This window comes from Streptomyces caniscabiei (assembly GCF_014930365.1).
Lineage (GTDB): Bacteria > Actinomycetota > Actinomycetes > Streptomycetales > Streptomycetaceae > Streptomyces > Streptomyces caniscabiei.
Genome location: NZ_JABXWI010000008.1, coordinates 364,161 through 389,761, shown reverse-complemented (window position 1 = coordinate 389,761; position 25,601 = coordinate 364,161). Strand labels below are relative to the sequence as shown.

The following is a 25,601-nucleotide window of genomic DNA, read 5'->3' as shown; positions in this document are numbered from 1 at the left end:
ACCGCGCCCGAACCATGACAAGGAGGGATAATTTACCCATCGCAGCGACATATGAGCGCCGCCCCCACCGCCCACGAACAGACAGGTCGGACCATGTCGAAGAAACCACGTTCGTCCGAGCCGCCGCACGGCAAGGGCCCCAGCCGGCACCGGGGCACCGAGCAGCACGGCTGGTCGCCCGATGTGGACGAGACCCGTCAGCAGGACAACCCGAGCGCCCCGCGCTCCTTCCGTGCCGAGCACGCCGGCGAACCGGGCCCGGGCCGGAAGAAGTCCGCGCAGGAGACCAGGTCCGTCCCCGGTGACAGGGCGAAGAGCGAGGGGACACGCGGCGAGGAGTACGGCGACGCGGACGAGAAGGGCCGCCGGGACACCGGCCGCAGGGGACGTTCCCAGCGCCCCAGCGGCACCAAGGACGCCGACGCCGTGACCGGTGTGGACCCGCAGGACCCGCAGGACGAGCCTCCTGGGACCTGACGGGGTCGGCGGCCCCGTCCGGCGACGCGTGGCCGCGCATCAGCAGATGCGCGGCAACTGCTCCCCGATCGGCAGATCGACCACCCGCGTTCCGCCCAGCCCGGTGCGGGCCACGACCATGCCGGGATGCCCCTCGACGACCTCACCGATGATCATGGATCCCGCGCCCAGCGGGTGGGCCCGCATGGCTTCGAGGACGGCGTCGGCGCGCTCGCGCGGTACGAAGGCGACGAGCTTCCCCTCGTTGGCGATGTACATGGGGTCCAGTCCGAGAATGGCGCAGGCGTTGGCCACGGCCGGCGGGACCGGGACGTCGCGTTCCGTGATGACGACCCCGGTCCCCGAGGCCGCCGCGATCTCGTTGAGCGCCGCCGCCAGACCGCCCCGGGTGGGATCGCGCAGGACGTGCAGATCAGGGGTGACGGCGAGCATCGCGTCGACCAGACCGCCGAGGGCCGCGCAGTCGCTCTTGATCTCCACGCCGAACTCCAGCCCTTCCCGCACGCTCATGATCGCCACCCCGTGGACGCCGATGGCGCCACTGACGATCACGACGTCACCGGGGACGACCCGCTGGGGCCGCAGATCGACGCCGGCCGGTACGAGACCGATGCCGGCCGTGTTGACGTAGACCCCGTCGCCGTGGCCGGCCTCCACCACCTTGGTGTCGCCGGTGGCCACCTCCACCCCGGCGGTGCGGGCGGCCTCGCCCAGCGCCCGGGCGACCCGGCCGACCACGTCCAGCTCCACGCCCTCCTCCAGGATGAACCCGCAGGAGAGGTAGGCGGCGCGGGCGCCGCGCATGGCGAGGTCGTTGACGGTGCCGTTCACCGCGAGGTCGCCGATGCTGCCGCCGGGGAAGAACAGCGGCCGCACCACATAGGAGTCGGTGGAGAACGCCAGCCGGGCCCCGCCCAGCGCGAGAACGGCCGCGTCACCCATCTGGGCGAGCACATCGCCGCCGTAGGCCGGTGCGAAGATCTGCTCGACGAGTTCGGCGGAGAGGGCTCCCCCGCCGCCGTGCCCCATGACGACGCGGGGCCTGTCACGGACGGGGGCCGGGCACGTCCACGCCTCGATGTCCAGGGGGGTGGGGGCGGGGAGATCGGTGGTGGTGTCAGACAACGGGGCTCGCCTCCCGGGCCTTGGCGGCGGGCATGTCCAGCCGCCGGTAGAGGTAGTACGCGGCGCAGGCCCCCTCGCTGGAGACCATCGTGGCCCCCAGGGGTGTGCGCGGTGTGCACAGCGTGCCGAAGGCCTCGCATTCGTGCGGCTTGAGCAGGCCCTGGAGGACTTCTCCGCTGCGGCACTCGGCGGGCTCGACCGTCCGGATCCCGCCGACCGCGAAGCGGTGCTCGGCGTCGTGGTCGCGGTACGCGGGCGCCAGCCGCCAACCGCTGTCGGGGATCACCCCGATCCCGCGCCAGGCCCGGTCGGTGACCTCGAAGACGTCCTCCAGCATGGCCCGGGCGGCCTGGTTGCCCTCCGGGCGGACGGCTCGGGCGTAGGCGTTGTCGACGGTGTGCTCGCCGCGTTCCAGCTGGCGCACGGCCTGGCGTACGCCTTCGAGGATGTCCAGCGGCTCGAAGCCCGTCACGACGATGGGGACGCGGAAGCGCTCGGCGAGTTCCGGGTACTCCTCCACCCCCATCACGCTGCAGACGTGCCCGGCGGCGAGGAAGCCCTGCACCCGGCAGCTCGGCGAGGACATGATCGCCTCGATGGCGGGAGGTACGCGGACGTGGGACACCAGCATGCTGAAGTTCCCGATGCCCAGCTTGCGGGCCTGATGGACCGTCATGGCGTTGGGCGGCGCGGTGGTCTCGAAGCCGATACCGAAGAACACCACCTCGCGGTCCGGGTTCCGCTGGGCGATGCGCAGCGCGTCGAGCGGCGAGTACACGACCCGTACGTCGCCGCCCTCCCCCCGGACCTGGAACAGGTCCCGGCCGGTGCCCGGCACCCGGAGCATGTCGCCGAAGGAGCAGAAGATCACCTCCGGTCGTGAGGCGATCTCCAGCGCCTTGTCGATGACCTCCAGCGGGGTGACGCACACAGGACAGCCGGGTCCGTGGATCAACTCCAGCTCGTCAGGGAGGAGTTGATCGATACCGTGCCGGATGATGCTGTGCGTCTGTCCTCCGCACACCTCCATCAGGGCCCACGGCCTGGTGACCGTGGCACGGATGTCGTCGAGGAGCCGCCGCGCCAGCTCCGGGTCCTGGAACTCGTCGATGTACTTCACCGGTTGCGCACCTCTTCCGCCGACACCTCTGCCACCGGGGCTCCCGCCACCGGCACCTCCGCCAGCGGCGCCTCCGCCACCGGTTCCACGCCCGCCTCCGCCGCCGCCATCTCCCAGGCGTCGCCGAACTCCTCCTGCAACATGCCGAGTTCGGCGAAGAGTTCCAGGGTCTGGCGGGCCGACTCCTCGTCCAGCCGTTGCAGGGCGAACCCGACGTGGACGATGGCGTACTCGCCGACCCGCAGGTCGGGCAGGTACTCCAGGCACACCTCCTTGACCACTCCGCCGAAGTCGACGGTGGCCATCCGGGTGCCGTCCCGTTCCTCGATGTCCAGCACTCTGCCGGGTACCGCCAGGCACATGAGCCTCTCCTCGCTGTGGGTCGCGTGTGCTTCAGTCGGTGGGGGTGGAATCGGTCCGGGCGGCCACCATCAGCTGGCCCAGTGCCAGACCGCCGTCGCCCGGCGGGACCAGGTGGTGCCGCAGGACCGTGAAGCCGTCCCCGCGCAGGGCGCATGAACAGGCCGACGAGAGCAGGGTGTTGGCGAACACGCCTCCCGTGAGGACGACCGTGTCGAGGCCGTGCCGCTCCCGCGCCCGCAGGCACATGCCGTGCACCAGAGCGGCCACACCCCGGTGGAAGCGGGCCGCGACCAGCGCCGGTGCGACGCCCGCGCGCAGGTCGTCGACGATCGCCGCGAGCACGGGCGCCGGGTCGGCCCGGACGGCACCGCCCTCGCCGCCCTCGGGGTCGTGGAGGGCGAAGGCGTACGCCTCGGTGTCCCCGGCCGGTGCGCGCAGGGCCGCGGCCTCCCACTCGACGGCGGCCTGCGCCTCGTAGCCGGCCCGGTGGCAGACCCCGGCGAGGGAGGACACGGCGTCGAAGAGGCGGCCCATGCTGGACGTGGGCACACAGTTGAGGTTCCGTTCCAACTGCCGTGCCAGCAGCGGTAGTTCGTCGGGCGGACAGGCCGCCGTGCAGGCGAGGTCGTCGGCCCAGCCGATCCCGGCCGCCCGCAGATGGGCCAGGGCCATGCGGTACGGCCGCCGCACGGCCGCGTCGCCGCCGGGCAGCGGAACGTAGGCGAGGTGCCCGAACCTGGTGAACCGGTCGTAGTCGGCGAGCAGGAACTCCCCGCCCCACACGGCGCCGTCGTCACCGTGGCCCGTGCCGTCGAAGGCGACGCCGATGACCTGCCGGGTGCCGTCGAGCCCGTGCTCGGCCATGGCCGCGGCGATGTGCGCGTGATGGTGCTGGACGCGTACGACGGGCCGCCGTGCCGCCTCGCGGTCGGCCCACCGGGCGGAGCGGTAGCCGGGGTGACGGTCGGACACCAGGGTCTCGGGCCGCACCCCGGTGAGGGACTCCAGTTGTGCCGTCGCGTGCGCGAAGGCCCGCTGGGTGCCGAGGTCGTCCATGTCGCCGATGTGCGCCGACAGCCAGGCGTGGCGGCCCGATCCCAGGCAGAAGGTGTTCTTCAGGTCGCCACCGACGGCGAGGGCCGGCCGCACGGGCAGCGGGAGGGTGAGCGGCAGCGGCGCGTAGCCACGGGAGCGGCGCAGCACCAGGGGCTCCCCGTCGCAGACCCGGACCACGGAGTCGTCGCACGGGACGTGGATCGGCCGGTCGTGGGTGAGCCAGGCGTCGGCCAGCTGCGCGAGCCGCTCCCGTGCCTCGGTGTCGTCCGTGACGATCGGTTCCCCGGAAAGGTTGCCGCTGGTCATGACGAGCAGCCGAGGGCCGTCCGCGTCGCCGGGCAGGCCGAGCAGCAGATGGTGCAGGGGGGTGTAGGGCAGCATCACGCCGAGATCGGGGCTGCCGGGCGCGACGGCTTCGGCGGGCCGTACGCCGTCGGCGGCGTGCGCCGGCCGCGGTCGCCGTCTCATCAGGACGACCGGCCTGGCCCGGCTCTCCAGCAGGTTCTGCTCCTCGGGGCCCACGCGCACGAGGTGGCGGATGTCGTCCGTCGTCCGGGCCATGACGGCGAACGGCTTGTCCCCGCGCGCCTTGCGGCGTCGCAGCAGGTCGACGGCGGCCTGGTTCGTGGCGTCGCAGGCCAGGTGGTAGCCGCCGAGGCCCTTCACTGCGACGACGGCGCCGCGGGCCAGCAGGGTGCGCGCCTCGACGACCGGGTCCGCCCCGTCGGCGCTCCTCGTTCCGGACTCGTCGGCGAGAAGCAGCCGCAGCCGGGGCCCGCACGCCGGGCAGGCGACCGGCTGCGCGTGGAAGCGCCGGTCGGCCGGATCACCGTACTCGCGGGCACAGTCGAGGCACATCGCGAAGCCGGCCATGGTGGTGTGGGCCCGGTCGTAGGGCACCCCGGTGACGATGGTGAAACGCGGGCCGCAGTGGGTGCAGTTGACGAACGGGTGGCGGTACCGGCGGTCGGTGGGGTCGGCCAGTTCGGCGAGGCAGTCGGCGCAGGTGGCGGTGTCCGGGGAGATCAGGGTGCGGGCCGGGCCGCCGGAGTGGGAGGCGAGGATGGTGAAGGTCGTCCCGCCGACGGGAGGCAGCTCCCGGTGGTCGACGGAGTCGACGCGGGCCAGCGGGGGCGCCTGCGCGGCGATCCGGTCGCAGAAGCGGGTCACGGCCGAGGCGGTGCCCTCGACCTCGACGATCACACCCTCCGGAGTGTTGGTCACATGTCCGGCCAGGGCGAGTTCGGTGGCGAGGCCGTACAGGTAGGGCCGGAAGCCCACGCCCTGGACGACTCCCCGGACGGTGACTCGGCGGCGCAGCCGGGTGTCCTCGGTGACGGCGGCCGGGGCCTGCGGAGCGCTCACGACTGGGGGTGGGCCATGGCTTCGGCGGCCTCCGGGGCGGGGTCATGGGTGTGGCCGTGGGAGTGCTCATCACCGTGGCTGTGGTCGTGACCATGTCCGTGGTGCTGAGGCTGGCGGGCCATGACCGGCGCGTGGACGGGTGTGCCTTCCGCCGTGGCCAACGCCCGGTCGAGCAGGGCGCCCACCCCCCACCCCCGGCGTGCCGAGGTCAGGATCACCTCGACGCCGGGGTTGACCTGCTCCAGGTTCTTGCGGAACGCGAACTCGTCGAACTCGACGGCCTCCGCGAGGTCCGTCTTGGTCACCACGACCAGCTGGGCCAGCCCGAAGGCGGTGGGGTACTTGAGCGGCTTGTCCTCGCCCTCCGTCACGGAGGCGAGGGCGACCCGCAGCGTCTCCCCCAGGTCGTAGGAGGCGGGGCAGACGAGGTTGCCGACGTTCTCCACGAACAGCAGCCGCACGTCGTCGGGCAGCCAGCCGTCCAGGTGCCCGGCGAGCATGCCCGCCTCCAGATGGCACAGTCCGTCGGTGAGCACCTGTTTGACCGGGACACCCGAACGCGCCAGCCGGATGGCGTCGTTCTCGGTGGCGAGGTCGGCGCTCAGCGCCGCCACGGGAACGGACCGCTCGCGGGCCCGCAGCAGTTCCTGCTCCAGCAGCGCGGTCTTGCCGCTGCCCGGGCTGGACAGCAGATTGACGACGGCGGTGCCCCGGGCGGTGAGGGCGGCACGCAGTTCGTGGGCGCTCGCGTCGTTCTTCGCGAGTACGGCCTGGCGCAGGTCGGCGACACGGCACATGGTTCAGCTCTCCTCGGAGATCGGTTCGCGGGTGGGCGGCTGCGCGGGGCCGCCGTCCTCCCAGCGCACGTCGACGATGCTCAGCTCCCGGCCCGCCAGCAGATCGGTGCGTGTGCCGCCGCACGCGGGACAGGTGAGTTGGGGCGGCATGCCGACGGCCCACTCGTGTGCGCAGGGAGTGCAGCGGGCCCGCCCCGGCACCGCCTCGGTGATCAGCTCGGCGCCTTCCAACAGGGTTCCGGAGCAGGCCAGTTCGAAGCAGAAGGTGAGGGAGTCGGGTACCACCCCGGCCAGTTCGCCCACCTGGAGCCGTACCGAACGCACCGCCGTGATGTCTCCGGCCCGGTCGGCGGCCTCCGCGACCTGGTCGACGACGGCCAGTGCGACGGACATCTCGTGCATGGGTCTGTGATCCTTCCGCCGCCTGCCTTCCGCCGGGGTTCATTACAGGCGTGCGTGTCCGGGTCCCCCGGCCCGGCGCGCCGTCACGGGTCGCCGGGTACGCCGTTCGACGCAACCGGGACGGCACGCGGGCCGGCGGCCGTGCCTCACATCCGTCGGATGCGCAGATAGCGCCTGAGGTCCGGCAGGACCTCGGCGGCGACGGCTACCAGGGCGGCCATGGCCGCTCCTCCGATGACGATCTTCTTCATCCCGTCTCTCCTCATGTCGAAGCCTCAGCGGTTGAGGCCCGTGCCAGGGACGGCTCGCCGTCCCGCAGCAGCTCTTCGATCAGCCGGACGGCCTCCGGCACGGCCGCGGACACCGGTGGGCTGAGTCCGATGCGCTCGTCCACCGAGGCCGGTTCGCATCCGACGACCAGAACGCGGCGTGGTGGTGCGCCCCCGGTCCCCGCGCAGAGGGTGTGCAGCAGCGCCAGCACGGTGTCGGGGGTCATCCGGTGCCCGTCCAGGGCGGGGGCGCCCGGCGACGGGTTCGGGGCCGTGTCGTCGTGCTCGATCACGTACAGCGTGCCGGGGGCTTCGCCGCGTGCCGTGGCGTCGACGAGGATCAGGGTGTCGTAGCCGTCCAGGAGCTGGTAGGCGAGGTGCACCCCCCGTACGCCGATGTCGACGACCTCGATGTGGCCGGGCAGTTCGCGCTCGGCGAGGCGGCGCGCGGTCTCCACGCCGAAGCCGTCGTCGCCGAGGAAGATGTTGCCGATGCCGGCGACCAGGGTTCTGGGGTCCGACGGCGCGGGGTCGTTCATGCGTCGTCCTCCAGCGGGGTGACCTCGTCGGGCTGGAAGTACAGGAAGCGGCCCTGCTCGCGGCGGATGTCGGCGCCCGGGTCGCCCTCGACCGTGACGGCGAGGTGGACCCCGCCGTCGACGTCGTGCAGCACCGCCTCGACCACGGCGGTGCGCCCGCGCAGGAAGATGTCCTGTGCGTCGGTGCGGCGCAGCCCGGGGTGCAGTTCGACGCGGCTGCCCTTGCCGACCGACCGGCCGTCGACGACCACGCGGTCCCGCGTCGGGTCGAAGCCCGCGTCGCTCGCGGGGTCCCACCAGGGCGTGTCCGGCCGCTGCACCCCGTACTCGTCGGGGAAGCCGCCTCCCTGGGCCGCGAAGTCGGGGTCGGGGGCCGCGAAGCCGGGGCCCGGGGCGGCGGGGCCGGAGCCTGGGGAGCCGGGGTCGGGGCCGGTCACCTCGCGCAGGCTGCGTACCGCGCCGTGCAGCCGCTCCAGGACCTCGGCGGGCATGGAGTCGGCCAACTCGATGACGGCGGCGGCCCGTTCGTCGGTGCCCCGGGCCTCACGCTTCTCCTCGTCGGTGAGGGCGGCGGTGCGTAGCGCGAGGATCTCGTCGATCTCGGTGGCGTCGTAGAGCGCGCCGGGGCTCTCCGGCGCGATGGCGGGGTGGTCCTCCAGGATGATCGGCGAGGACAGCACGAGGTCGGCGCGGCCGGGTTCGCCGGCGAGTACTGGCCAGGTGTGCAGGTTGCGGCAGGCGGCGACCGCGCCTCTGGCCCACTCCGGGGGGTCGGTCATCGACAGGAACGATCCGGCGCTGAGGGCCATGAGCAGGTGGGTGGCCACCAGGGAGTGCGGCAGCGCCGCGTCCCGGTCGGCGCCGCGTCCCTCGGGGGGTGTCCAGCCGCTGGTGTTCTCGACGACGGCGGTCAGGCGCGACACCCGGTAGGGGCCGTCGAGTTCGCGGGCGGACAACCGCACCGTCCCGTTGATCTCCTCGCGGCGCCGCAGCAGCCGGCCGACGGTGCGGCCCGCCGCGTCCAGGACCGGTGCGGTGTCCTCCCGGGCCGGGCGGTGGAAGGGGTGGACGACGCCGTCGCCGAGGAGTTCGGCGACCGGCGCGATCACCTCGACGCGTTCCTCGACGCCCTCGTCCCAAGGCACCAGCACCCGGTCGTCCAGGTCGAGTTCGGCGACCGTGTCGAAGCCTCCGTCCGGGCGGGCCCGCTGCACCGTGCGCCGCCGGGCGTGCAGGAAGCGCACCTCGACCGAGAGGGTCGCGTCCGCCTTCGGCTCCATCAGGCATTCGGTGTGCTGGAAGTCGTGTTCCTCGCACTCGGCGCCCCAGGCGGGCGGTACGAGCACCCCGAACTGCCAGCGCAGCCGGTTCTTGGCCGCCGAGGCACGGTAGGGGTAGAGCACATAGCCCTCGAAGAGGACGGCGTCGGCCACCTGCCGGGCGAGGGCGAACCGTTCCTCGGTCTCGGCGGCGAACGCGGTGAGGGTCACGTGTCGGTCCTTCCGGTGGTGCCGGTGAGGGCGCGGAACGGGTCTCTCGCGGGCGTGTCGGCGGCGCTGCTCCGGTCGAGCAGGGAGGTGAGGGTCGCCTCCCAGGAGGACAGCGCGTGCCGGGAGCGGTAGGCGAGGAGGGCGTCCATGGTGTCGCGGGGGAGCCGGATCCAGCCGCAGCCGGGGAAGTGCTGCTCGACCATCTCGCGCCAGGTGGCGACCGGCATGCGGAAGGCCGCCTCGCGGTCCCAGGGGACGGGTTCGACCCGGAAGCCGCCGGTGCCGGTGAACGCCGTACCGGAGAACAGCATCAGCAGCGGGACTTCGCCGTCGGTGAGGGCGGTGAGGTAGCGGGTGGCGGCGATGTCCATGTCGTAGGTGCAGGGGACCACGAGGTCGACGTCGGTCTCTCCCGTGAAGCTGGGCACCATGAGCGCGACCTGGGCGAACTGCACCGGCTGGAGGGTGCTGCCCCAGCGGGTGCGCTCGCCGAAGAGGTCGGTCAGCCCGTCGGCCTCGGCGGGCTCGTACGCCCGGCGGGCAGGTTCGATGCGGATCTGGCAGCGCAGGGCGACGGCGTGCACGTGCGCGTTGTCGGCGGCGGTGACGCGCAGCCGGAAGACGAGCGTGGGGCCGGCTGCGTACCGGTCGGCGCGGACGCCGGTGCAGGCGAAGGAGAACTCGGTCATGAACGCACCGCCCCGTCCACCGGCCGGGTGCGTCGTGCGACGTCCGCGAAGAAGGTGTCCAGGGCGGCGCGGGCCTCGGCGCCGCCGTCGAAGCCCTGCCACAACAGGCGCATACGGCCGACGAGTTCGTAGCAGATGTCGATCGGGACGAGGTGGCAGGTGCAGCGTCCGTCGGTGCGGCGCAGCAGCAGTGCCTCCACGTCGGGTTCGAGGAGTTCGGCGAGGCGGCTGCCGGCGAGGACGTCCGCCCAGGTCGCCGGGTCGAGTTCGCTCTCGGTGGCTCCGGCCGGGCTCGGGTACAGGGCGACCAGCCGGTCGAGCGCGGCGTTGCGGAAGAGGAAGGCGACGCCGACCGGGATCTGGAGCGCGTCCCAGGCGCTGTCGTCCAGGTGGTGTGCGGGGTCGGTGAGGTAGCGGGCGGGGACGGCGCGGAAGCGGCCCGCTGCGGCGCCTGGCTGTTCCATCAGCAGGGCGCAGGCGCCGCAGGCGCAGACGAGGGCGCGTTTCTCGGTGTCGACCAGGTGGCGGTGGTCCTCGGGCACCACCACCGCGCACAGTTCACAGCGCTCCACCTGTGGTGGACGCTCGGTGAGGAACCGCCGTAGGCCCGCGCCGGGCCCCGTGGTCCGCGTGCGTGCGGTCGTCGCGGTCATCGGGCCACCGTCGGCGCCGAGCCGATCTGCAGAAGCGGGGGCTCCACGGGTGCGGTCTCCACCTGGACGGCCCGGACCTCGGGCGCGAAGCAGGCGAGTGCCGCCTCCGCCGCCTGCCGGGCGTCCGCGCCGGAGCCGCCACCGCAGCCGCCGGAGGCCCGGGCGCGTACCCGCAGGGTGCCGCTCGGCTCGTCGAGGTCCATGACGTCAAGGCCGTGTTCCCGGACGGTGTCGAGGGCGCGGGCGATGCGGGTGTCGCGGTCCTCGGGGTGCAGGTCGTGCAGGACGAGGAGGCTCGCGACGAGTTCGTCGCCGAGCAGCCGCGCCGAGGGGTCGCCGGGTGCCGAGGACAGCAGGTGGAGGATGCGGGCCAGGCCGGCGCCGTAGTAGTCCATGAGGGAACGGACGAGTTCCTCGGCCGCGGCGGTGACGGCCGGGTCGCCGCTCGTGGCCAGCCGGTCGAGCACCTCCTCGACCCTGCGTCCGGTCTGTTCCGCGTTCGCCGGCGGCGTCGCCGTGGGCGCGCTCATCCGCCCAGTCCGCTCAGGCCGGTGGGCACATGCATCGACTTCACGGTCTTGCCGCCGCCGACGTACATGTGGACGCCGCAGGGCAGACAGGGGTCGAAGCTGCGGACGGCGCGCATGATGTCGATGCCCTTGAAGTTCTCCGGGGTGTTCTCCTCGAAGATGGGCGTGTTCTGCACGGCGTCCTCGTACGGGCCGGGTGTGCCGAAGGTGTCCCTGGTGCTGGCGTTCCACGGGGTCGGCGGATACGGGTGGTAGTTGGCGATCTTGCCGTCGCGGATCACCATGTGGTGGGAGAGGACGCCGCGGACGGCCTCGGTGAAGCCGACGCCGATGCCCTGGTCCGGGACCTCGAACTTCTCCCAGGTCTGGGTGCGTCCGGCGCGGACCTCCGCGAGGCCCTTCTCGGCGCAGTGCAGGGCGACGGCGGCGGCGTAGGCCTGGAAGTAGGTGCGGGCGCGGTTGCGTTCCAGCGCGTTGGACCACTTGGGGATCTGCCACTCGAAGGTGGTCTCCGGCTTGGTCATGGTGCGGGGCAGGTTGATGACCACGCTGTGGCCGGTGGCCTTGATGTAGCCGATGTCGACGAGGCCGGACAGGGCGGTGGACCACAGGCGGGCGATGGGGCCGCCGCCGGTGTCCAGGGCGAGGTGGTCCTTGCCGTCGAACCAGCGCGGGGACATGACCCAGCTGTACTTGTCGTCGAAGTTCCGCTTCTGCGGGGCCGGGATGGTGTGCTGGTTCCACGGGTGGCGCGGGTCCACCGGGTTGCCGAGCGGGTCGTGGGTGACGAACTGCTCCTGTCCCTGCCAGTCCTCGTAGTAGGAGCTGCCGAGCAGGATGCGGATGCCGAGGTTGATCTCGGTGAGGTCGTTGGTGACGAGCTTGCCGTCCACGACGATGCCGGGGGTGACGAACATCTTCCGTCCCCAGTCGGTCATGTTGGCGTAGGTGAAGTCGCAGTACTCGGGGTCGTTGAGCGCGCCCCAGCAGCCGAGCATGACGCGGCGGCGGCCGACTTCCTCGTAGCCGGGCAGGGCCTCGTAGAAGAAGTCGAACAGGTCGTCGTGCAGGGGCACGACGCGCTTCATGAACTCGACGTACCGCATGAGGCGGCTCATGTAGTCCGTGAAGAGCTGCACGGAGGCGATGGTGCCGACGCCGCCCGGGTAGAGCGTGGAAGGGTGTACATGGCGGCCTTCCATCAGGCAGAACATCTCGCGCGTGTAGCGGCTCACCTGGAGCGCCTCGCGGTAGAACTCGCCCTCCAGGGGGTTGAGCGAGCGCATGATGTCGGCGATGGTGCGGTAGCCGTGCTCGGCGGCGTGCGGGGCCTCGGTGCGCTCGGCGAGTTCGAGGACGCCGGGGTTGGTCTCCTTGACCATCTTTTCGCAGTAGTCGACCCCGACCAGGTTCTCCTGGAAGATGTTGTGGTCGAACATGTACTCCGCCGACTCGCCGAGGTTGATGATCCACTCGCCGAGGTGCGGGGGCTTCACGCCGTACGCCATGTTCTGCGCGTACACCGAGCAGGTGGCGTGGTTGTCGCCGCAGATGCCGCAGATGCGGCTGGTGATGAAGTGGGCGTCGCGGGGGTCCTTGCCGCGCATGAAGACGCTGTAGCCCCGGAAGACCGACGAGGTGCTGTAGCACTCGGCGACCCGCTTCTGCTTGAAGTCGATCTTCGTGTGGATGCCCAGGGAGCCCACGATCCGGGTGATCGGGTCCCAGGCCATCTCCACCAGGCCGTTGCCGTCGCCGGCCGTCTTCGTCTTCGGTGCCATCTGGGTGCGTGCCCTTCGTTGCGTCATTGCGCGGGAGGTTGGGGTGGGGGGTGCACGAGGCGGGGAGCCGCTGTGCGTGGGGGCCGTTCACCACGGGGGCCGGTAGCCGGTGGTGATCTTCTCTCCGGTACGGCGCCACTTGGGCTCCTTGTCCACGGTCCTGGCGGTGATCGACCGCAGTTTGCGGACCACGGCGCCGTACGCCCCGCTGGCGCCGCTCGACACCTTGGCGCCGGGGGGTTCGTCCATGAACGGCATGAACTTGTCGGGGAAGCCCGGCATGGTGCAGGCGATGCAGATGCCGCCGACGTTGGGGCAGCCGCCGATGCCGTTCATCCAGCCGCGCTTGGGCACGTTGCACTTGACGACCGGTCCCCAGCAGCCGAGTTTGACCAGACAGGTCGGCGAGTCGTACGACAGGGCGAACTGGCCCTGCTCGTAGTAGCCGGCGCGGTCGCAGCCCTCGTGCACGGTGGCCCCGAACAGCCAGGTGGGGCGCAGCTTGTCGTCCAGCGGGATCATGGGGGCGGCGCCGGCCGCCTGGTAGAGCAGGTAGGTGAGCGTCTCGGAGAAGTTGTCGGGCTGGATCGGGCAGCCCGGGACGCACACGATGGGGATGCCCGCGTGGGACTTCCAGTCCCAGCCGAGGTAGTCCGGTACGCCCATGGCGCCGGTCGGGTTGCCCGCCATGGCGTGGATGCCGCCGTAGGTGGCGCAGGTGCCGATGGCGACGACCGCGAGGGCCTTGGGGGCGAGCCGGTCGATCCACTCGCTGGTGGTGATCGGCTGACCGGTCTCGGGGTTGTCGCCGAAGCCGCACCAGTAGCCCTCGGGTTTGATCGACTCGTTGGGGATGGAGCCTTCGACGACCAGCACGAACGGGTCGATCTCGCCCCGCTCGCCCTTGAAGAACCACTCGATGAACGTGTCCGAGCCGCCGACGGGACCGCATTCGAAGTCGATGAGCGGCCAGTGCACGGCGACCTTGGGAAGTCCTGGCAGCACACCGAGCACGATCTCCTCGATGCTGGGCTGCATGGCCGCCGTCAACGCGACCGAGTCGCCGTCGCAGCTCAGGCCCGCGTTGATCCAGAGGATGTGGATCGTGGGCGTCTCGTCGGCGGACGTGCCGCCCGCGTCTGCGGTGTCGAGCGTGCTCGGCGTCGTCTCAGTCATGGGACCGCCTCCTGGGGAGGTATGGGATGAAAGCCGGTATTTCGACCGTCGCTCTTCTTCGTATCAGCCGTTCGACCGCGACGGGTCGCCAGCAGGGGCCGTTCCGGTGACGTCGGCGGCGGAGGGCATCGGGGCGGTGCGCGCAACCCGGCTCGGACCGAGGTGCGCCGGGGTGTGCGCCGACGGCTCCTTGCGGACGAAGGCACGGCGCAGCGCGTGGTAGCCGGCGTCGGGGTCGTCGAAGGTCCGGCGCATGCGGGCCAGCTCCCGTTCGCGGAAGCCGGCCAGCGGGGTCGTGCTCTCCAGCCGGTCCAGTTCCGTCTTCTTGGCGGAGATCCGGGAGGCCGTGGCCGGAAGGGCGGCCAGCCGCGCGGCCAGGTCGCCGACCTCCCCCGCGAAGGTGTCCGGGCCGCTGTCCACGACACGGTCCACGAGCCCGAGCCGCAGTGCGCTCGCCGAGCTGACCGGGAGTGCCTCGTCCATGAGCCGTTCGGCCGTCGCGGGTCCCACCCGGCGCGGCAGGGTGTACGTCCAGTACTCCGAGCCGTAGAGGCCCATCAGCCGGTAGTGCGGGTTCAGGACGGCGCCCGAGCGGCACCAGACCTCGTCGGCCGCCAGGGCGAGCATCACGCCGCCCGCGGCGGCGTTGCCCGCGACCGCCGAGACCACCAGCCGGTCGGTCGTCGTCAGGACCGCCTCGACCAGGTCGTCGATGGCGTTGATGTTCGCCCAGGACTCGGCGGCGGGGTCGGCGGCGGCCTCGATGACGCCCAGGTGGATGCCGTTGGAGAAGAAGTCCCGCTCACCGCCCAGCACCAGCACCGTGGTGGGCCGTGCGCAGGCCTCCCGGTAGGCGTCCAGGAGACGGCGGCACTGCTGCGTGCTCATGGCGCCGCCGGGGAAGGAGAACGCGAGGTGTCCGACGTTCCCGTCCTCCCGGTAGCGGATGTCCGACCAGGTCCGGTGCGTGTTCTCGGGCAGGCGGGGCGGGGCGTGCTCGGGCAGCGGTGGCAGCCGGTCACCCAGGGCCCGTACGGCGGGGAGCTTGAAGGTGGGCGGCTGTCCGGGCACTCGTCGGGGCCGCAGCTCGGGGATCCACACGGCGCCGTCCGCGGTGGCCCGGCAGACCGCCCCGGCGCGGGTGGCCAGCAGCTCTCCCGGCCGCCCGCGCAGCACACCCTCGGCGTGGCCGCCGTGCAGGTACCACTCCGCGCCGAGCAGCTCGTCCAGCACTCCGGGCTGCGAATCGGCCGCCCGCAGCTTGCGCAGGACGTCCTCGGTGGAGTCCTCGGCCCAGTCGATGCGGCGGACGCTCTGGTCGAGGTAGGGACGCGTGCGGGGGCCCGGGTGCGGCACGCCGCCCACGTCCGCTGCGGCATAGGCGTCGGCATCCGCGGTGTCCGTGCGGTCCTGCTTCAGCGGCACGTAGGTGCCGTCTGCGAAGCGCTCCACCGCGAGCAGCACGGCCTCGATCGCGGCGTCGGCGATCTCGCCCCGGTACAGCTCGCTCTTGGGGACGCGGGGAACCCGGCAGGGCACGGTGGCCCACACGTCACCGGCGTCCATCTCCGCGTCGGCCTGGAGCACGGTGACGCCCCACCGGTCGGCGCCCTCGTGGATCGCCCAGTCCAGGGAGGACGGCCCCCGGTCGCCCACGGGTCCGGGGTGGACGACGAGACAGGTGTGGGCCGACCACACCTCCTCGGGGATCGCCGTCCTGAGCATCGGCGACACGATGAGCTCCGGCGCGTGACGCCGTACGGCCTCGGGCAAGGGGCTGCCGGGCAGGGCCAGTTCGACCGTCACGGTGTGGCCCCGGTCGCGCAGCTCGGCGTGGGTGCGCTGGGTGAGGCTGTTGAACGCGCTGGCTAGGAGCAGGATGTGCACGGCTGCCTCCGGGCGGACGAACGGCAGGCAGGGATGACCGCCGTCCGCGATCCTCGGCCACGGCTGCCCGCCGTCCCCGGCGACAGACGGCGAGGTCATCCGAAAGCGGGCGTGCATCCGCCGTCCGGCCTCACCGGGCCGAACCGTCGTCCCGCCGGCTCAGCGGCTCAATGGCGGGGGCCGGTCACCGTCGTCGCAGGCCGCTGGTGATGCGCTCCCAGGGGGTGCGGGTGGCGCCGAAGTGGGTCTCGTGGGCCCAGATGTGGGTGCACGACGGGCACTGCAGGTGCAGCAGGCTGCCGACGTTGGCCAGCAGATAGCGCCAGTGCGCGGAGCAGGTGCGGCCCTGCTCGCAGGTGCCGCATCCCTGGTGGTCGGCGCAGCTCGGGCAGGCCACCCAGGCGCGGCGGCCGATGTCGGCCTGCGGGTCAAGCGGCAGCATGACCGCCACCGTCTCCCGGCAGCACACCGGCCGCGACGAGGTCGTCGTAGATCCGGCGCTGTTCGTCGTCGAGCCCGGAGTACAGCAGTCGGTGGGCCGTCTCCTCGTCGCGCAGGGCCGCGACGGGGTTCCAGTCGTCGCCGAGGGCGTCCAGGACATGAGCGCGCCGGAGCATCTCGTGCGAGGTGAGGTCGATGTCCAGATCGACCGTCGGGGCGGCGTCGGGGCTGCCCGCTGCGGGGTCGCTCACCGCCTCGGGCTCGTCCGGTCCGCCGGGAAGGTCGCGGTCATGGGGGGCCATGCGACCGAACGTAGGTAAACGGCGCGGGCTCCGGCAAGGGCAGGTGGGCGAAGTCACAGCAGGTCGGGAGCGTACGCGGCGACCGCGGACCGGCCGGCGGGCGTGGTGTTCCCGGCTCGGGGTGAGCGGCTCGCTGATCCGCTGTGCTCAGCCGACCGGTCCCGTCGTCGGGAGCGGTCGTACCGCCGGTTCGAGCAGCGACAATGTCCGCCGGTGCGCATCGAGGCCGACGCGGATGCCGACCGGCATCGGCAGATTCGGGCCGGCGTGCCCGAACTCGACGTTGCCCAGGACCGGGATGTCACGGTCGCCGAGGACGTCGAGGACCATCTCGGACAGGGTCGGGGACGCGTCACGAGCATCGGTCGTGCCGAGCCCGTGGATCGCGTCCGGAACGCCCACGACCATGCCGGAGATCCGATCGAGGATGCCGGAGTGCCGCAGGACCTGCAGATAGCTCCACACATGCGATGCCTGGCCGCCCGCCTCCTCCCAGAACAGCACCGCGCCGTCGAAGCATGCGAGCGGCAGCGCGAAGGACGTCGCCTGCACCAGCGCGATGCGGTTGATCACCCCGCCGATCAGCCGGCCTTCGGTGCGACCGGCGCGCCAGCACTCCCACGACGGGGTGGCCGGCAGCGCACCGATCGCCTCGTCGCCGGTCAGCAGCGTCGAGTAGAGCTTTTCGAGTTCCGCTCTGCGTGCCGCGGGCGCGGACTGCCAGTACCCGCCGAGTCCACGGGTGGCCACGTCGGCGTGGAATCCGACCAGCCCCGTACGCGCGTAGAGCACCAGATGCAGCAGTGAGATGTCGCTGTAGCCGAGGATCGGCTTGGGGTCGGCCGCGATCGCCTCGAAGTCGATCAGGTCGAGGTAACCGAGCGCGGTCTGCCCGCCGTCGTGCGCGATGATCGCGCGTACTTCGGGATCACGCAGCAGAGCGTTGAACTCCCCGGCGATCTCCGTCGGAGTACCCGCGCTCCACCAACGGTGCCGCCCCGCTTCGAGCAGGGGTGCCCGGCGCACCCGGAACCCCATCCCTTCGAGCACGGCCATCGCCTGCTGGAGGCCGGGCTCGTCAACCGCGTCGAGCGGTCCGGAGAGTGCTGCGACGACGACGAGATCTCCGGGCTTCAGGGCGCGAGGTCGAAGCAGTCGAGGCTGTGCGGAAGCGGTCACCGACGCAGTGTCCAACACGCGCAACGACTCGCTACGACGGCTTCTCACAGGTGGGCGAGGAGGTCGTCCAGCGGGGCCGGCACCTCCTCGGGGGCGAGGGCTTCGACCAGCAGGCGGCCGTAGCGGATCTTGCGGCCCTTCCTGGTGCTCATGAAGCGCCGCAGCTGCTGGTGCCGGGGGCGGCCGTACTGGGCGGGCTGCTGCAGGAAGGTCTGCCAGGGGCGCGACTCGTCCTCGGCGTGGACGATCTGCTCGACCCGCTGCGGGCCCAGCGCGCGGATGAGTTCGTCCTCCAGGTCGGCCGAGCAGACGAAGACGGCGTGGCGCGGGGTCGAGGCCGGGGCGAGGCTGCGGTCGAAGAACGGCTGCTCGCGTTCGTCGCACAGCCCGACGAGGCGCAGGCCCAGGCCGGACGGTCCGAGCAGCGCGGTGTAGCGGCCGACGCTCATCGCGCCGCCCATCGACAGCACGCACACTCCCTCGGCGGCCAGGTCGCGGCCCCGCATCCCGGCGAGTGCCTCGACGGCGGCGAGGTCGCTGAGCCCTTCCAGCAGGACGACCGTGTGCACGCCGAGCCGCTCCGCCAGTTCTCCCGCCGACCCGCCGGAGTCCCCGCCCGCCCGGCGGGTCACCTCGTCTCTGAACATGCGCATGTCCGCCATACCCGCGAGTCTGCTACGCCCGCCGCGGCCACCGCACGCGATATTCGGCAGCGCGGTCGCCCTCACCGGGGCCGGAGCGCCGAGGAGTTGGGTGGTGCTGATCGACTTCGGGTGCCGACGAGGCACTGGTGGGCGGGTGGCTCAAGCAACGGCATCAGGCGTCGGTGCCGCGGGAGCGCGCGGCGACCCGCTCCCCGAAGGCCACCGTCCGGTCGGCGGGCACCGGGAGCGAGACCGGGGGCCCGCGGGCCCGTCATGACGCCTTGCGGAGCACGGCTGATCGCTCCGGCCGGGCGCGTCGCACTAGGGACGCCGCCGCGCTCTCCCAGTCGGGGTGCGCGAAGGAGAATCCGGCGTCGGTCAGCCGGCCCGGCACCACGCGGCGGCTCTTGAACAGCAGTTCCGTGTCCGAGCGCAGGGCGAACGCGCCCAGCTCGGCCATCCCCCGGGTCGCGGGCAGTCCCACCGGGACGTTCCAGGCCGTGCGCAGGGCCCGCATGAACGCGCGGTGCGGGAGGGGCTCGGGCGAGGCGAGGTTCACCGGACCGTCGAGGTCGTCCCGGGCGATCAGGAACTCGACGGCCCGCACGAAGTCCTCGTCCTGGATCCAGGAGACGTACTGCGCGCCGCCGGCCACCGGGCCGCCGAGCCCGAGGCGCACCAGCCGTGACAGGACGTCGAACACACCGCCCCGGTCCGGGCTCATGACCATCGCCGCGCGCAGGGCCACCTTGCGGGTGGCGGGGGTCGGCGCCTCGGCCTGCGCCCGCTCCCAGTTCTTCGCGATCTCGACGCTGTACGCCCAGTAGTCCGGCACCCCGGCCTCCGAGCCGCCGATGACGCCGGTCGCCTCGTCGTGGGGCGCGTCGAAGCGGTGGGCGTAGATCGTCGCCGTACTCATCTGGAGCCAGACGCGCGGCGGTCGCGCGGCGGCGGCGATCGCCTCGCCGACGACCCGCGTCGAAGCCACCCGGGAGTCCATCATGGTGCGCAGGTTCTCGGGGGTGTAGCGGCAGGAGACGCTGCGCCCGGCCAGGTTGATCACGATGTCGCAGCCGTCGATCGCCGTGGCCCAGGGGCCGAGCGTGGCCCCGTCCCAGCCGATGTCGCGCGCCCGCACGGGACGCCGGGTCACCACGGTGACCTCGTGACCGGCCGCTGTCAGCGCACGGTCGAGAACCGCGCCGATCTGTCCGGTTCCCCCGGGCAGCACCACTCTCATCGAACCCTCCTCGCTCGGCTCGACTCCAGGGTAACCGCTTTTTGAACGCGTTCAACAAAGTGCCGTGAGTTCCCGCGCCGGGTGCGACTCGAAAGAGGGGCGGCGGTGCGGGAACTCACGGCCGGATGACGCGCCGGATCAGCGGATCTCGGTGACCCGGTGCTCCTTCAGGGAACCGCAGTTGGAGTTCTCCACCGACACGTACACGTTGTCGATGCTGCCGCCCCAGCTCACGCAGAAGCCCTTGCCGTAGACGTAGGCCGGTCCCGCGTACGAGGAGTAGCTGTCGGAGTCCCCGGCGTACTCGTCCGTCGCGGGGACATAGACCCACGTGGACATGGGCTTGAGCGTGCCCGGGTTCTTGCGGATGGTCGCGACGCAGTTCTCGCCGTTCGAGGAGTTGTAGGTCAGGTAGACGGTGCCCAGCGAGCCGACGGGCGCCGAGTTGACCGTCTTGTAGGCCTTGCCGCAGACACCCTGCGGGGTGACGTTCGGCGCGGCGGAGGCCGTCGTGGCGAAGGCGGTCGAGGCACCCACCGCGAGTGCGGCTAAGGCCCCCATCGTCACGACATTACGTACCTTTCTCATATTTCCCCCTTGTAGCCATGAGAGCGCCTTTGCTCTCACAAGATGTGACCCACGAGGGGGACGGATGGTTGCCCCGGTCTTCCACTGAGGTTCGCGGGAGTGCGCGCGGCCCTGGTCAGAGGGTGAGAAGTTCTTCGTGGAAGCCGCCGAACCCGCGCCCGGGGTCGATGAGATGGATCTCCAGGATCCAGTGGCAGCGGCGCCCGGCCTTGTCGGTGCGGCGCATCGGGGTGGTGTTGGCGGGGGTGATGTACGACTCCACATCGGCGCCGTCGATCCACTCGTGCGGGAACTCGCCGACCAGGTGGCCGGCATGCCAGCCGCCCAGCTCCCACCCCGCCTCGGCGGCCAGCCGCCGCACCTCGGCGTACAGCCGCGCTCCGGTGATGTCCGGGTCGGCCTCGAAGAACCTTCGGCCCGCGGCGAAGACGCGCGGCAGGTCGTCGCGGAGCCGGTGCTTGACGGGGTCCTCGCCGAGGACGAAGGTCCGGCCGAAGTCGGCCTCGTACTCCTCGAAGATCGGGCCGAAGTCGGCGAAGACGATGTCGTCCGCGGCGATCACGCGGTCCGGCGGGTTCTCCCGGTAGGGCTTCAGCGTGTTCGGGCCCGAGCGCACGATCCTCTTGTGCCAGTGCCGGGTCGTGCCGAACAGTTCGTTCGCCAGGTCCCGGACCCGGTCGCTGACCGCGCGCTCGCTCTCGCCGGGAGCGACGAGACCGCGCTCCTCCAACTCCGTGAAGAGCCGTACCGCCTTCGCCTGGGCGTCCAGCAGCCGTGCCGCGCGTGTGGGTTCGTCGTCCGCCATGGAGCGACCGTAATGAGGGAGATCGCTTCCGGCAACGGAATATCACCGACCGGCTTCGGGGGCGTTTCTGGAAGCGTTTCCAGACGGGTCCGAGTGGGTGTTCCGAGGCATCAACGCCCCTGAACTGAGGGAATGTTGACGCTTCGTGAGCCTTGACGGTCACCTCGGGCGGTGCTTCCATCACAAGCGTGTAAACGGTTCAAGTCCCTGCGGTACGACTCGTCGGCGGTTCCGTTCCGGCACAGGAGGTTGTCATGCGCATGACTTTCACAGGGGTCGTCTGTGCCGTGCTGGCCGTCGGGGCGACCGGCCTCGCCTCGCCCGGCGCGCCCACGGCCACGGCCGACGAGCCGCCGAGGGTTCAGGCCGCGCGGGTGATGGAGAACCTCGGGCGCGGGGTCGTGGCGGTGCGCTCCGGCGCCACCCAGGTACTGGTCTCCTGGCGGCTGCTGGGGCTCGACCCGGACGGCATCGGCTTCCACGTGTACCGCTCCACCGGTGGCGGCGCCTACGTCAGGCTCAACGCGAGCGCTCTGACGGGCGGGACCAACTACGTCGACTCCACGGCCGATCTGACCCGCTCCAACAGCTACCGGGTCGTTCCCGTGGTGGGCGGGCAGGAGCAGGCGCCCAGCGCACCCTTCAGCCTGACGGCCGACCACGCCACGGAACCGGTGGTCCGCGTGCCGTTGCGCGCCGGCGGTCCCGTGAAGTTCGTCTGGGTCGGCGACCTCGACGGCGACGGCGAGTACGACTACGTGGTCGACCGGCAGACCTCCCCGCAGCGGCTGGAGGCGTACACCGGCCGGGGCCAGTTCCTCTGGGACGTCGACCTGGGGCCGAACAGCCGGAACCAGGACAACATCGAACCGGGGTCGGCCACGATCGACGTGGGCCACTGGGACGGTGTCACCGTGTACGACTTCGACAGCGACGGCCGCGCCGAGGTCGCCCTGAAGATCGCCGACGGCGTCAGGTTCGGCGACGGGACGACCTGGACGCACACGGACGACGCGCGTCAGTTCATGGCGGTCCTCGACGGCCGGACCGGAGCGCTCCGCAACTGGTCCGCGGTGCCCACCACCTACCTCGCCGACGGGCCGATGGGCGCGCGGCTCGGCGTCGCGTATCTCAACGGCACCACGCCGAGTCTGGTGGCGTACATGAAGAACCGGCGCGACGACGGGTCCTTCAACCTGATGATGGCCGCGTGGCGGTTCACCGGCAGCGCGCTGCGGCAGGAGTGGACGTGGCTGCGCGGCGGCCAGAACGCCCCCGACGGGCACAACACCCGTGCCGTGGACGTCGACGGGAACGGGACGGACGAGGTCGCCGAGATCGGCTTCGTCCTGAACGGCGACGGCTCCCTGCGCTACTCCATGGGACCGCAGGGCATCGTCCACGGCGACCGCTTCCACCTCGCCGACATGGACCCCTCCCGCCCCGGTCTGGAGGGCTACGGCGTGCAGCAGGACAATCCGAGCGGTCTGCTGGAGTACTACTACGACGCCGCCACCGGCTCCGTCCTGTGGCGGCACGGCGGCGGCCCCGCCGACGTCGGGCGGGGCATGGCCGGCGACGTGGACCCGCGCTTCCCCGGCATGGAGGTCTGGTCCTTCTCCGGCCTCTACAACGCGCCCTCCGACAGGCTCACCGAACCGAACACCGCGCTGCGCCCGTGGCCGCAGCTGGGGCTGTGGTGGGACGGCGACCTCACCGTGGAACTGCTCAACGACGGCAAGATCGAGAAGTGGGATCCGGCCCGCCCGACGCCGACCGGCAGTCTGCCCCGGCTGGTCAGCACCTGGAATCACGGCGCCGTCACCGCCGCGCAGGGCGGCCCCACCCTCGTCGGTGACATCCTCGGCGACTGGCGGGAGGAGGCCGTCTACACCAACGCCTCCCACGACGAGCTGATCGTCTTCACCACCGACCGGCCCACCGCCACCCGGCTCTACACGCCGGCCCACAACCCCGCCTACCGCAACGCCATGACGTTCAAGGGCTATATGCAGTCCCATCACGTCGACTACTTCCTCGGCGCCGGCATGGCCCGGCCGCCGCGGCCCGACATCGCCTACGCGGGAGACGGTTCCCTCCGCTAGGGCCCTTCTGATGGATCTCCGTGGGAGAAGGAGCGGCGTCGTGGGGGTCCCTCCCGCTCGAGCGGAGCCGAGAGTGGGGGAGCGTGCGCTCGGCGTGCGGCGTGGAGGGCCTTGTGGCGGAGCCACCTGGCCCTTCGCGGCGTGCGGCGAGCGTGCGTGCCGGGCGCCGCGACGCCGCGGAGATCCATCAGAAGGGCCCTAGGCCCGCCCCCGGACCTCCCCCACGCCTCCGTCGGCTACCCGTCCGTCAACCGGCGGACCGGGGCGCCGGCGAGGAAGGCGGTGATGTCCTCCACCGCCTGGGAGTAGAAGGTGCGGTAGTTGCGCTCGGTGACATAGCCGAGGTGTGGGGTCGCGAGGACGTTGGGGAGGGTGCGGAAGGGGTCGTCCGCGGGGAGGGGCTCGGTGTCGAAGACGTCGAGACCCGCGCCGGCGATCCAGCCCTCCCGCAACGCGCGCAGCAGTGCCGTCCGGTCGACGATCGCGGCGCGGGACGTGTTGACGAGGTGGGCGTGCGGGCGCATGGCGCGCAGTTCCGGCTCGCCCAGGAGGCCCCGGGTGCGGTCGGACAGCACGAGATGGACGGAGACGAAGTCGCTGCGGCCGAGCAGGTCCTGCTTGTCCTCGGCCGGTCGGGCGCCGGCCTCGGCCGCTCGCTCGGCGGTGAGGTTCTCGCTCCAGGCCAGGACCTCCATGCCGAAGGCGGTGGCGATATGGGCCACCCGGGTGCCGATCTTGCCGAGGCCGAGCAGGCCCAGGGTGCGGCCGTGCAGGTCCTGGCCCACGGTGGACTGCCAGGGGCCGCCCTCGCGCAGGGCCCGGTTCTCGACGGTGACCTGCCGGGCGAGGCCGAGGAGCAACGCCCAGGTCAGTTCGACGGGCGGGGTGGGACTGCTCGCCGTACCGCAGACGATCACGCCCCGGGCCCGCGCCGCCGCGAGGTCGATGGAGGCGTTGCGCATGCCGGTGGTGATCAGCAGGCGCAGCCGGGGCAGTCGGGACAGGAGGTCGGCGTCGAAGGGGGTGCGCTCCCGCATGGCCACGACGATCTCGCTGTCGGCGAGTTCGGCCACGAGCCGGTCCCGGTCGGTGATGTTCTCGCGGAGGGCGCGGACCTCGACCCGGTCGGCGAGGGGGCTCCAGTCCGCCAGGGTCAGGGCGGCGTCCTGATAGTCGTCCAGCACGGTGCAGTGGAGGGTCATGCGGACAGTCTGCCGTTCACCGACGGCCGCCTCGGGCGCGGGAGGGGAGCGGGTGCCGGGGCCCGGCCGCGGTCGTCGGGGCGCGTGCCGTGATGGGCGGGGTTACCTTCGGCGGTATGGACGGTGATCCCGGGCGCTGGCGCCGGTGCACGCTCGGCGGTGCGGTGTTCGCCGTGTGCATGGCCGGCACGACGCTGCCGACCCCGCTGTACGGCCTCTACCAGGAGAAGTTCGGCTTCTCCGAGCTCACGGTCACCGTGGTCTACGCCGTCTACGCCTTCGGGGTCATCGGTGTGCTGCTGCTGGCGGGGAACGCGTCGGACGCCGTGGGCCGGCGCCCGGTGCTGTGGTGGGGCCTGGGGTTCGCGGCGGCGAGTGCCGTCTGTTTCCTGTGCGCCACCGCGCTGGGCTGGCTGTACGCGGGGCGGCTGCTGTCGGGGCTGTCCGCAGGCCTGTTCACCGGTGCGGCCACGGCGTACGTGATGGAGCTGGCACCGCGCGGCGGTGCCTCACGGGCCACGTTCGTGGCGACCGCCGCGAACATGGGCGGGCTCGGGTGCGGTCCCCTGCTCGCCGGGGTGCTGGCGCAGTACGCCGCGTGGCCGCTGTACCTGCCCTTCGCCGTCCATCTCGCCCTGGTGGCCTGCTCGGCGGCCGTCCTGCTGGGGCTGCCGGAAACCGTGGGGGAGCGACGGCCGCTGAGCACCGTACGGCCGCGGCGGCCCAGCCTGCCGCCCTCGGTGCGGGTGGTGTTCGGGCCCGCGGCGGCCGCCTCCTTCGTGGGGTTCGCCCTCTTCGGGGTCTTCACCTCGGTCAGCCCGGCCTTCCTCGCCCTGTCCCTGGACGTGCGCGACCACGCGGTGAGCGGGCTGGTCGTCGCGCTGGCCTTCTTCGCGTCCACGGCCGGGCAGTTGGCCGTCGGACGGGTCGGGGTGCGCCGGTCGCTGCCGCTGGGCTGCGCCGGTCTGCTGGCCGGGCTGGCGCTGCTGGCGGGCGCGCTGCACTGGGAGCTGTTGGCGCTGGTGGTGCTGAGCGCCGTCGTGGGCGGGGCCGCGCAGGGGCTGGCGTTCCGCGGCGCGCTGTCCGCCGTGGCCGCCGCGTCGGCGCCGGACCGGCGGGCGGCCGTGATCTCGACGCTGTTCGTCGTCGCCTACACGGGGATCTCGGTACCGGTCATCGGCGTGGGTCTGCTGGCGGAGCCGATGGGCCTGGAGGGCGCCGGGCTCGTGTTCATCGCGTGCATGGCCGTGCTGGTGACGACCGCGGGCGTGTATCTGCTGCGCCGTCCGGTACCGGTTCCGGAGGCGGACCGGGACATGGGGGTGGAGTCGCGGTCGCGGTCGTGAGCGTCAGCGGGGCGTCCGGCGGGGCGGGGC

The 25,601-nt window shown here is 72.1% G+C and carries 26 protein-coding genes; 3 read left to right on the top strand and 23 right to left on the bottom strand.

Annotated elements, in window-relative coordinates; translation table 11 throughout:
* The first annotated feature begins 93 nt into the window (after positions 1–93).
* The gene (locus tag HW837_RS23920; RefSeq protein ID WP_060885997.1) at positions 94–477 is read left to right on the top strand and encodes a hypothetical protein; all 384 of its coding nucleotides are present in this window, start codon (positions 94–96) and stop codon (positions 475–477) included.
* A gap of 39 nt (positions 478–516) precedes the next feature.
* On the opposite strand, the gene hypE is transcribed toward HW837_RS23920, so the two are convergent.
* The 22 genes from hypE to HW837_RS23815 all read right to left on the bottom strand — a co-directional run bounded on the left by hypE (position 517) and on the right by HW837_RS23815 (position 20,918).
* Positions 517–1,602, bottom strand: coding sequence for a hydrogenase expression/formation protein HypE (gene hypE / locus HW837_RS23915; protein ID WP_269153611.1), 1,086 nt, complete (start codon positions 1,600–1,602; stop codon positions 517–519).
* A complete protein-coding gene (gene hypD / locus HW837_RS23910; protein WP_193380245.1) occupies positions 1,595–2,722 on the bottom strand; it encodes a hydrogenase formation protein HypD in 1,128 nt (375 codons plus the stop codon). The genes hypE and hypD overlap by 8 nt, the downstream gene beginning before the upstream one ends.
* Entirely contained in the window at positions 2,719–3,084 is a 366-nt protein-coding gene (locus tag HW837_RS23905; RefSeq protein ID WP_045555485.1) for a HypC/HybG/HupF family hydrogenase formation chaperone, read from the bottom strand. The genes hypD and HW837_RS23905 overlap by 4 nt, the downstream gene beginning before the upstream one ends.
* A 31-nt stretch (positions 3,085–3,115) precedes the next feature.
* Positions 3,116–5,506: a carbamoyltransferase HypF gene (gene hypF, locus HW837_RS23900; protein ID WP_193380244.1), complete on the bottom strand. Its 2,391-nt coding sequence runs from the start codon at positions 5,504–5,506 to the stop codon at positions 3,116–3,118.
* Positions 5,503–6,303 (bottom strand): hydrogenase nickel incorporation protein HypB, encoded by an 801-nt coding sequence (hypB, locus tag HW837_RS23895; protein ID WP_193380243.1) that lies wholly within the window; start codon positions 6,301–6,303, stop codon positions 5,503–5,505. The genes hypF and hypB overlap by 4 nt, the downstream gene beginning before the upstream one ends.
* A 3-nt stretch (positions 6,304–6,306) precedes the next feature.
* Positions 6,307–6,705, bottom strand: a complete 399-nt coding sequence (gene hypA, locus HW837_RS23890) for a hydrogenase maturation nickel metallochaperone HypA (protein ID WP_193380242.1) — start codon at positions 6,703–6,705, stop codon at positions 6,307–6,309.
* A gap of 146 nt (positions 6,706–6,851) precedes the next feature.
* A complete protein-coding gene (locus HW837_RS50390) occupies positions 6,852–6,956 on the bottom strand; it encodes a DUF6893 family small protein (RefSeq protein ID WP_371271399.1) in 105 nt (34 codons plus the stop codon).
* A gap of 11 nt (positions 6,957–6,967) precedes the next feature.
* On the bottom strand, positions 6,968–7,513 hold the full coding sequence (locus HW837_RS23885) for a hydrogenase maturation protease (RefSeq protein WP_045555489.1): 546 nt from the start codon (positions 7,511–7,513) through the stop codon (positions 6,968–6,970).
* Positions 7,510–9,003, bottom strand: a complete 1,494-nt coding sequence (locus HW837_RS23880) for a hypothetical protein (protein WP_193380241.1) — start codon at positions 9,001–9,003, stop codon at positions 7,510–7,512. Before HW837_RS23880 ends, HW837_RS23885 begins: the two co-directional genes overlap by 4 nt.
* Positions 9,000–9,692 (bottom strand): DUF6084 family protein, encoded by a 693-nt coding sequence (locus HW837_RS23875; protein WP_045555491.1) that lies wholly within the window; start codon positions 9,690–9,692, stop codon positions 9,000–9,002. The genes HW837_RS23880 and HW837_RS23875 overlap by 4 nt, the downstream gene beginning before the upstream one ends.
* Positions 9,689–10,345, bottom strand: a complete 657-nt coding sequence (locus tag HW837_RS23870) for a DUF5947 family protein (RefSeq protein ID WP_045555492.1) — start codon at positions 10,343–10,345, stop codon at positions 9,689–9,691. The genes HW837_RS23875 and HW837_RS23870 overlap by 4 nt, the downstream gene beginning before the upstream one ends.
* Positions 10,342–10,875, bottom strand: a complete 534-nt coding sequence (locus tag HW837_RS23865; protein WP_045555493.1) for a hypothetical protein — start codon at positions 10,873–10,875, stop codon at positions 10,342–10,344. The genes HW837_RS23870 and HW837_RS23865 overlap by 4 nt, the downstream gene beginning before the upstream one ends.
* Complete coding sequence (locus HW837_RS23860) at positions 10,872–12,656, bottom strand: nickel-dependent hydrogenase large subunit (RefSeq protein WP_045555494.1); 1,785 nt, start codon at positions 12,654–12,656, stop codon at positions 10,872–10,874. The genes HW837_RS23865 and HW837_RS23860 overlap by 4 nt, the downstream gene beginning before the upstream one ends.
* An 87-nt stretch (positions 12,657–12,743) precedes the next feature.
* Positions 12,744–13,832, bottom strand: a complete 1,089-nt coding sequence (locus HW837_RS23855) for an NADH-quinone oxidoreductase subunit B family protein (protein ID WP_045555495.1) — start codon at positions 13,830–13,832, stop codon at positions 12,744–12,746.
* 63 nt (positions 13,833–13,895) lie between these two features.
* Positions 13,896–15,719: an enoyl-CoA hydratase-related protein gene (locus HW837_RS23850; protein WP_193380283.1), complete on the bottom strand. Its 1,824-nt coding sequence runs from the start codon at positions 15,717–15,719 to the stop codon at positions 13,896–13,898.
* A gap of 184 nt (positions 15,720–15,903) precedes the next feature.
* Complete coding sequence (locus HW837_RS23845) at positions 15,904–16,161, bottom strand: hypothetical protein (protein WP_045555496.1); 258 nt, start codon at positions 16,159–16,161, stop codon at positions 15,904–15,906.
* Positions 16,148–16,462: a DUF6400 family protein gene (locus tag HW837_RS23840; protein WP_045555497.1), complete on the bottom strand. Its 315-nt coding sequence runs from the start codon at positions 16,460–16,462 to the stop codon at positions 16,148–16,150. The genes HW837_RS23845 and HW837_RS23840 overlap by 14 nt, the downstream gene beginning before the upstream one ends.
* A 147-nt stretch (positions 16,463–16,609) precedes the next feature.
* Complete coding sequence (locus HW837_RS23835) at positions 16,610–17,641, bottom strand: S66 peptidase family protein (RefSeq protein ID WP_045555498.1); 1,032 nt, start codon at positions 17,639–17,641, stop codon at positions 16,610–16,612.
* Positions 17,642–17,685: 44 nt separating this feature from the next.
* Positions 17,686–18,303, bottom strand: coding sequence for a TOPRIM nucleotidyl transferase/hydrolase domain-containing protein (locus tag HW837_RS23830; protein WP_045555499.1), 618 nt, complete (start codon positions 18,301–18,303; stop codon positions 17,686–17,688).
* A 253-nt stretch (positions 18,304–18,556) separates the two neighbouring features.
* Positions 18,557–19,525: an epimerase gene (locus HW837_RS23825; RefSeq protein WP_045555500.1), complete on the bottom strand. Its 969-nt coding sequence runs from the start codon at positions 19,523–19,525 to the stop codon at positions 18,557–18,559.
* 138 nt (positions 19,526–19,663) lie between these two features.
* On the bottom strand, positions 19,664–20,113 hold the full coding sequence (locus tag HW837_RS23820) for a hypothetical protein (RefSeq protein WP_045555501.1): 450 nt from the start codon (positions 20,111–20,113) through the stop codon (positions 19,664–19,666).
* A 115-nt stretch (positions 20,114–20,228) separates the two neighbouring features.
* The gene (locus HW837_RS23815) at positions 20,229–20,918 is read right to left on the bottom strand and encodes a M24 family metallopeptidase (protein WP_045555502.1); all 690 of its coding nucleotides are present in this window, start codon (positions 20,916–20,918) and stop codon (positions 20,229–20,231) included.
* Positions 20,919–21,172: 254 nt separating this feature from the next.
* On the opposite strand from HW837_RS23815, the gene HW837_RS23810 reads away from it, so the two are divergent.
* The gene (locus HW837_RS23810; protein ID WP_234442406.1) at positions 21,173–23,023 is read left to right on the top strand and encodes a rhamnogalacturonan lyase family protein; all 1,851 of its coding nucleotides are present in this window, start codon (positions 21,173–21,175) and stop codon (positions 23,021–23,023) included.
* A 236-nt stretch (positions 23,024–23,259) separates the two neighbouring features.
* Here the strand turns inward: HW837_RS23810 and HW837_RS23805 are convergent, their stop codons facing one another.
* A complete protein-coding gene (locus tag HW837_RS23805; protein WP_177261745.1) occupies positions 23,260–24,225 on the bottom strand; it encodes a D-2-hydroxyacid dehydrogenase family protein in 966 nt (321 codons plus the stop codon).
* Between the two features lie 116 nt (positions 24,226–24,341).
* On the opposite strand from HW837_RS23805, the gene HW837_RS23800 reads away from it, so the two are divergent.
* The gene (locus tag HW837_RS23800) at positions 24,342–25,571 is read left to right on the top strand and encodes an MFS transporter (protein ID WP_093789080.1); all 1,230 of its coding nucleotides are present in this window, start codon (positions 24,342–24,344) and stop codon (positions 25,569–25,571) included.
* Positions 25,572–25,601 lie beyond the last annotated feature (30 nt).

What these genes read in the sequence shown, in the direction of transcription:
- HW837_RS23920 (WP_060885997.1), top strand. Translation starts at nt 94, where the DNA reads ATGTCGAAGAAACCACGTTCGTCCGAGCCGCCGCACGGCAAGGGCCCC.
- HW837_RS23905 (WP_045555485.1), bottom strand. Translation starts at nt 3,084, where the DNA reads ATGTGCCTGGCGGTACCCGGCAGAGTGCTGGACATCGAGGAACGGGAC.
- hypB (WP_193380243.1), bottom strand. Translation starts at nt 6,303, where the DNA reads ATGTGCCGTGTCGCCGACCTGCGCCAGGCCGTACTCGCGAAGAACGAC.
- hypA (WP_193380242.1), bottom strand. Translation starts at nt 6,705, where the DNA reads ATGCACGAGATGTCCGTCGCACTGGCCGTCGTCGACCAGGTCGCGGAG.
- HW837_RS50390 (WP_371271399.1), bottom strand. Translation starts at nt 6,956, where the DNA reads ATGAAGAAGATCGTCATCGGAGGAGCGGCCATGGCCGCCCTGGTAGCC.
- HW837_RS23885 (WP_045555489.1), bottom strand. Translation starts at nt 7,513, where the DNA reads ATGAACGACCCCGCGCCGTCGGACCCCAGAACCCTGGTCGCCGGCATC.
- HW837_RS23875 (WP_045555491.1), bottom strand. Translation starts at nt 9,692, where the DNA reads ATGACCGAGTTCTCCTTCGCCTGCACCGGCGTCCGCGCCGACCGGTAC.
- HW837_RS23870 (WP_045555492.1), bottom strand. Translation starts at nt 10,345, where the DNA reads ATGACCGCGACGACCGCACGCACGCGGACCACGGGGCCCGGCGCGGGC.
- HW837_RS23865 (WP_045555493.1), bottom strand. Translation starts at nt 10,875, where the DNA reads ATGAGCGCGCCCACGGCGACGCCGCCGGCGAACGCGGAACAGACCGGA.
- HW837_RS23860 (WP_045555494.1), bottom strand. Translation starts at nt 12,656, where the DNA reads ATGGCACCGAAGACGAAGACGGCCGGCGACGGCAACGGCCTGGTGGAG.
- HW837_RS23855 (WP_045555495.1), bottom strand. Translation starts at nt 13,832, where the DNA reads ATGACTGAGACGACGCCGAGCACGCTCGACACCGCAGACGCGGGCGGC.
- HW837_RS23845 (WP_045555496.1), bottom strand. Translation starts at nt 16,161, where the DNA reads ATGCTGCCGCTTGACCCGCAGGCCGACATCGGCCGCCGCGCCTGGGTG.
- HW837_RS23840 (WP_045555497.1), bottom strand. Translation starts at nt 16,462, where the DNA reads ATGGCCCCCCATGACCGCGACCTTCCCGGCGGACCGGACGAGCCCGAG.
- HW837_RS23830 (WP_045555499.1), bottom strand. Translation starts at nt 18,303, where the DNA reads ATGGCGGACATGCGCATGTTCAGAGACGAGGTGACCCGCCGGGCGGGC.
- HW837_RS23825 (WP_045555500.1), bottom strand. Translation starts at nt 19,525, where the DNA reads ATGAGAGTGGTGCTGCCCGGGGGAACCGGACAGATCGGCGCGGTTCTC.
- HW837_RS23820 (WP_045555501.1), bottom strand. Translation starts at nt 20,113, where the DNA reads ATGAGAAAGGTACGTAATGTCGTGACGATGGGGGCCTTAGCCGCACTC.
- HW837_RS23815 (WP_045555502.1), bottom strand. Translation starts at nt 20,918, where the DNA reads ATGGCGGACGACGAACCCACACGCGCGGCACGGCTGCTGGACGCCCAG.
- HW837_RS23810 (WP_234442406.1), top strand. Translation starts at nt 21,173, where the DNA reads ATGCGCATGACTTTCACAGGGGTCGTCTGTGCCGTGCTGGCCGTCGGG.
- HW837_RS23805 (WP_177261745.1), bottom strand. Translation starts at nt 24,225, where the DNA reads ATGACCCTCCACTGCACCGTGCTGGACGACTATCAGGACGCCGCCCTG.
- HW837_RS23800 (WP_093789080.1), top strand. Translation starts at nt 24,342, where the DNA reads ATGGACGGTGATCCCGGGCGCTGGCGCCGGTGCACGCTCGGCGGTGCG.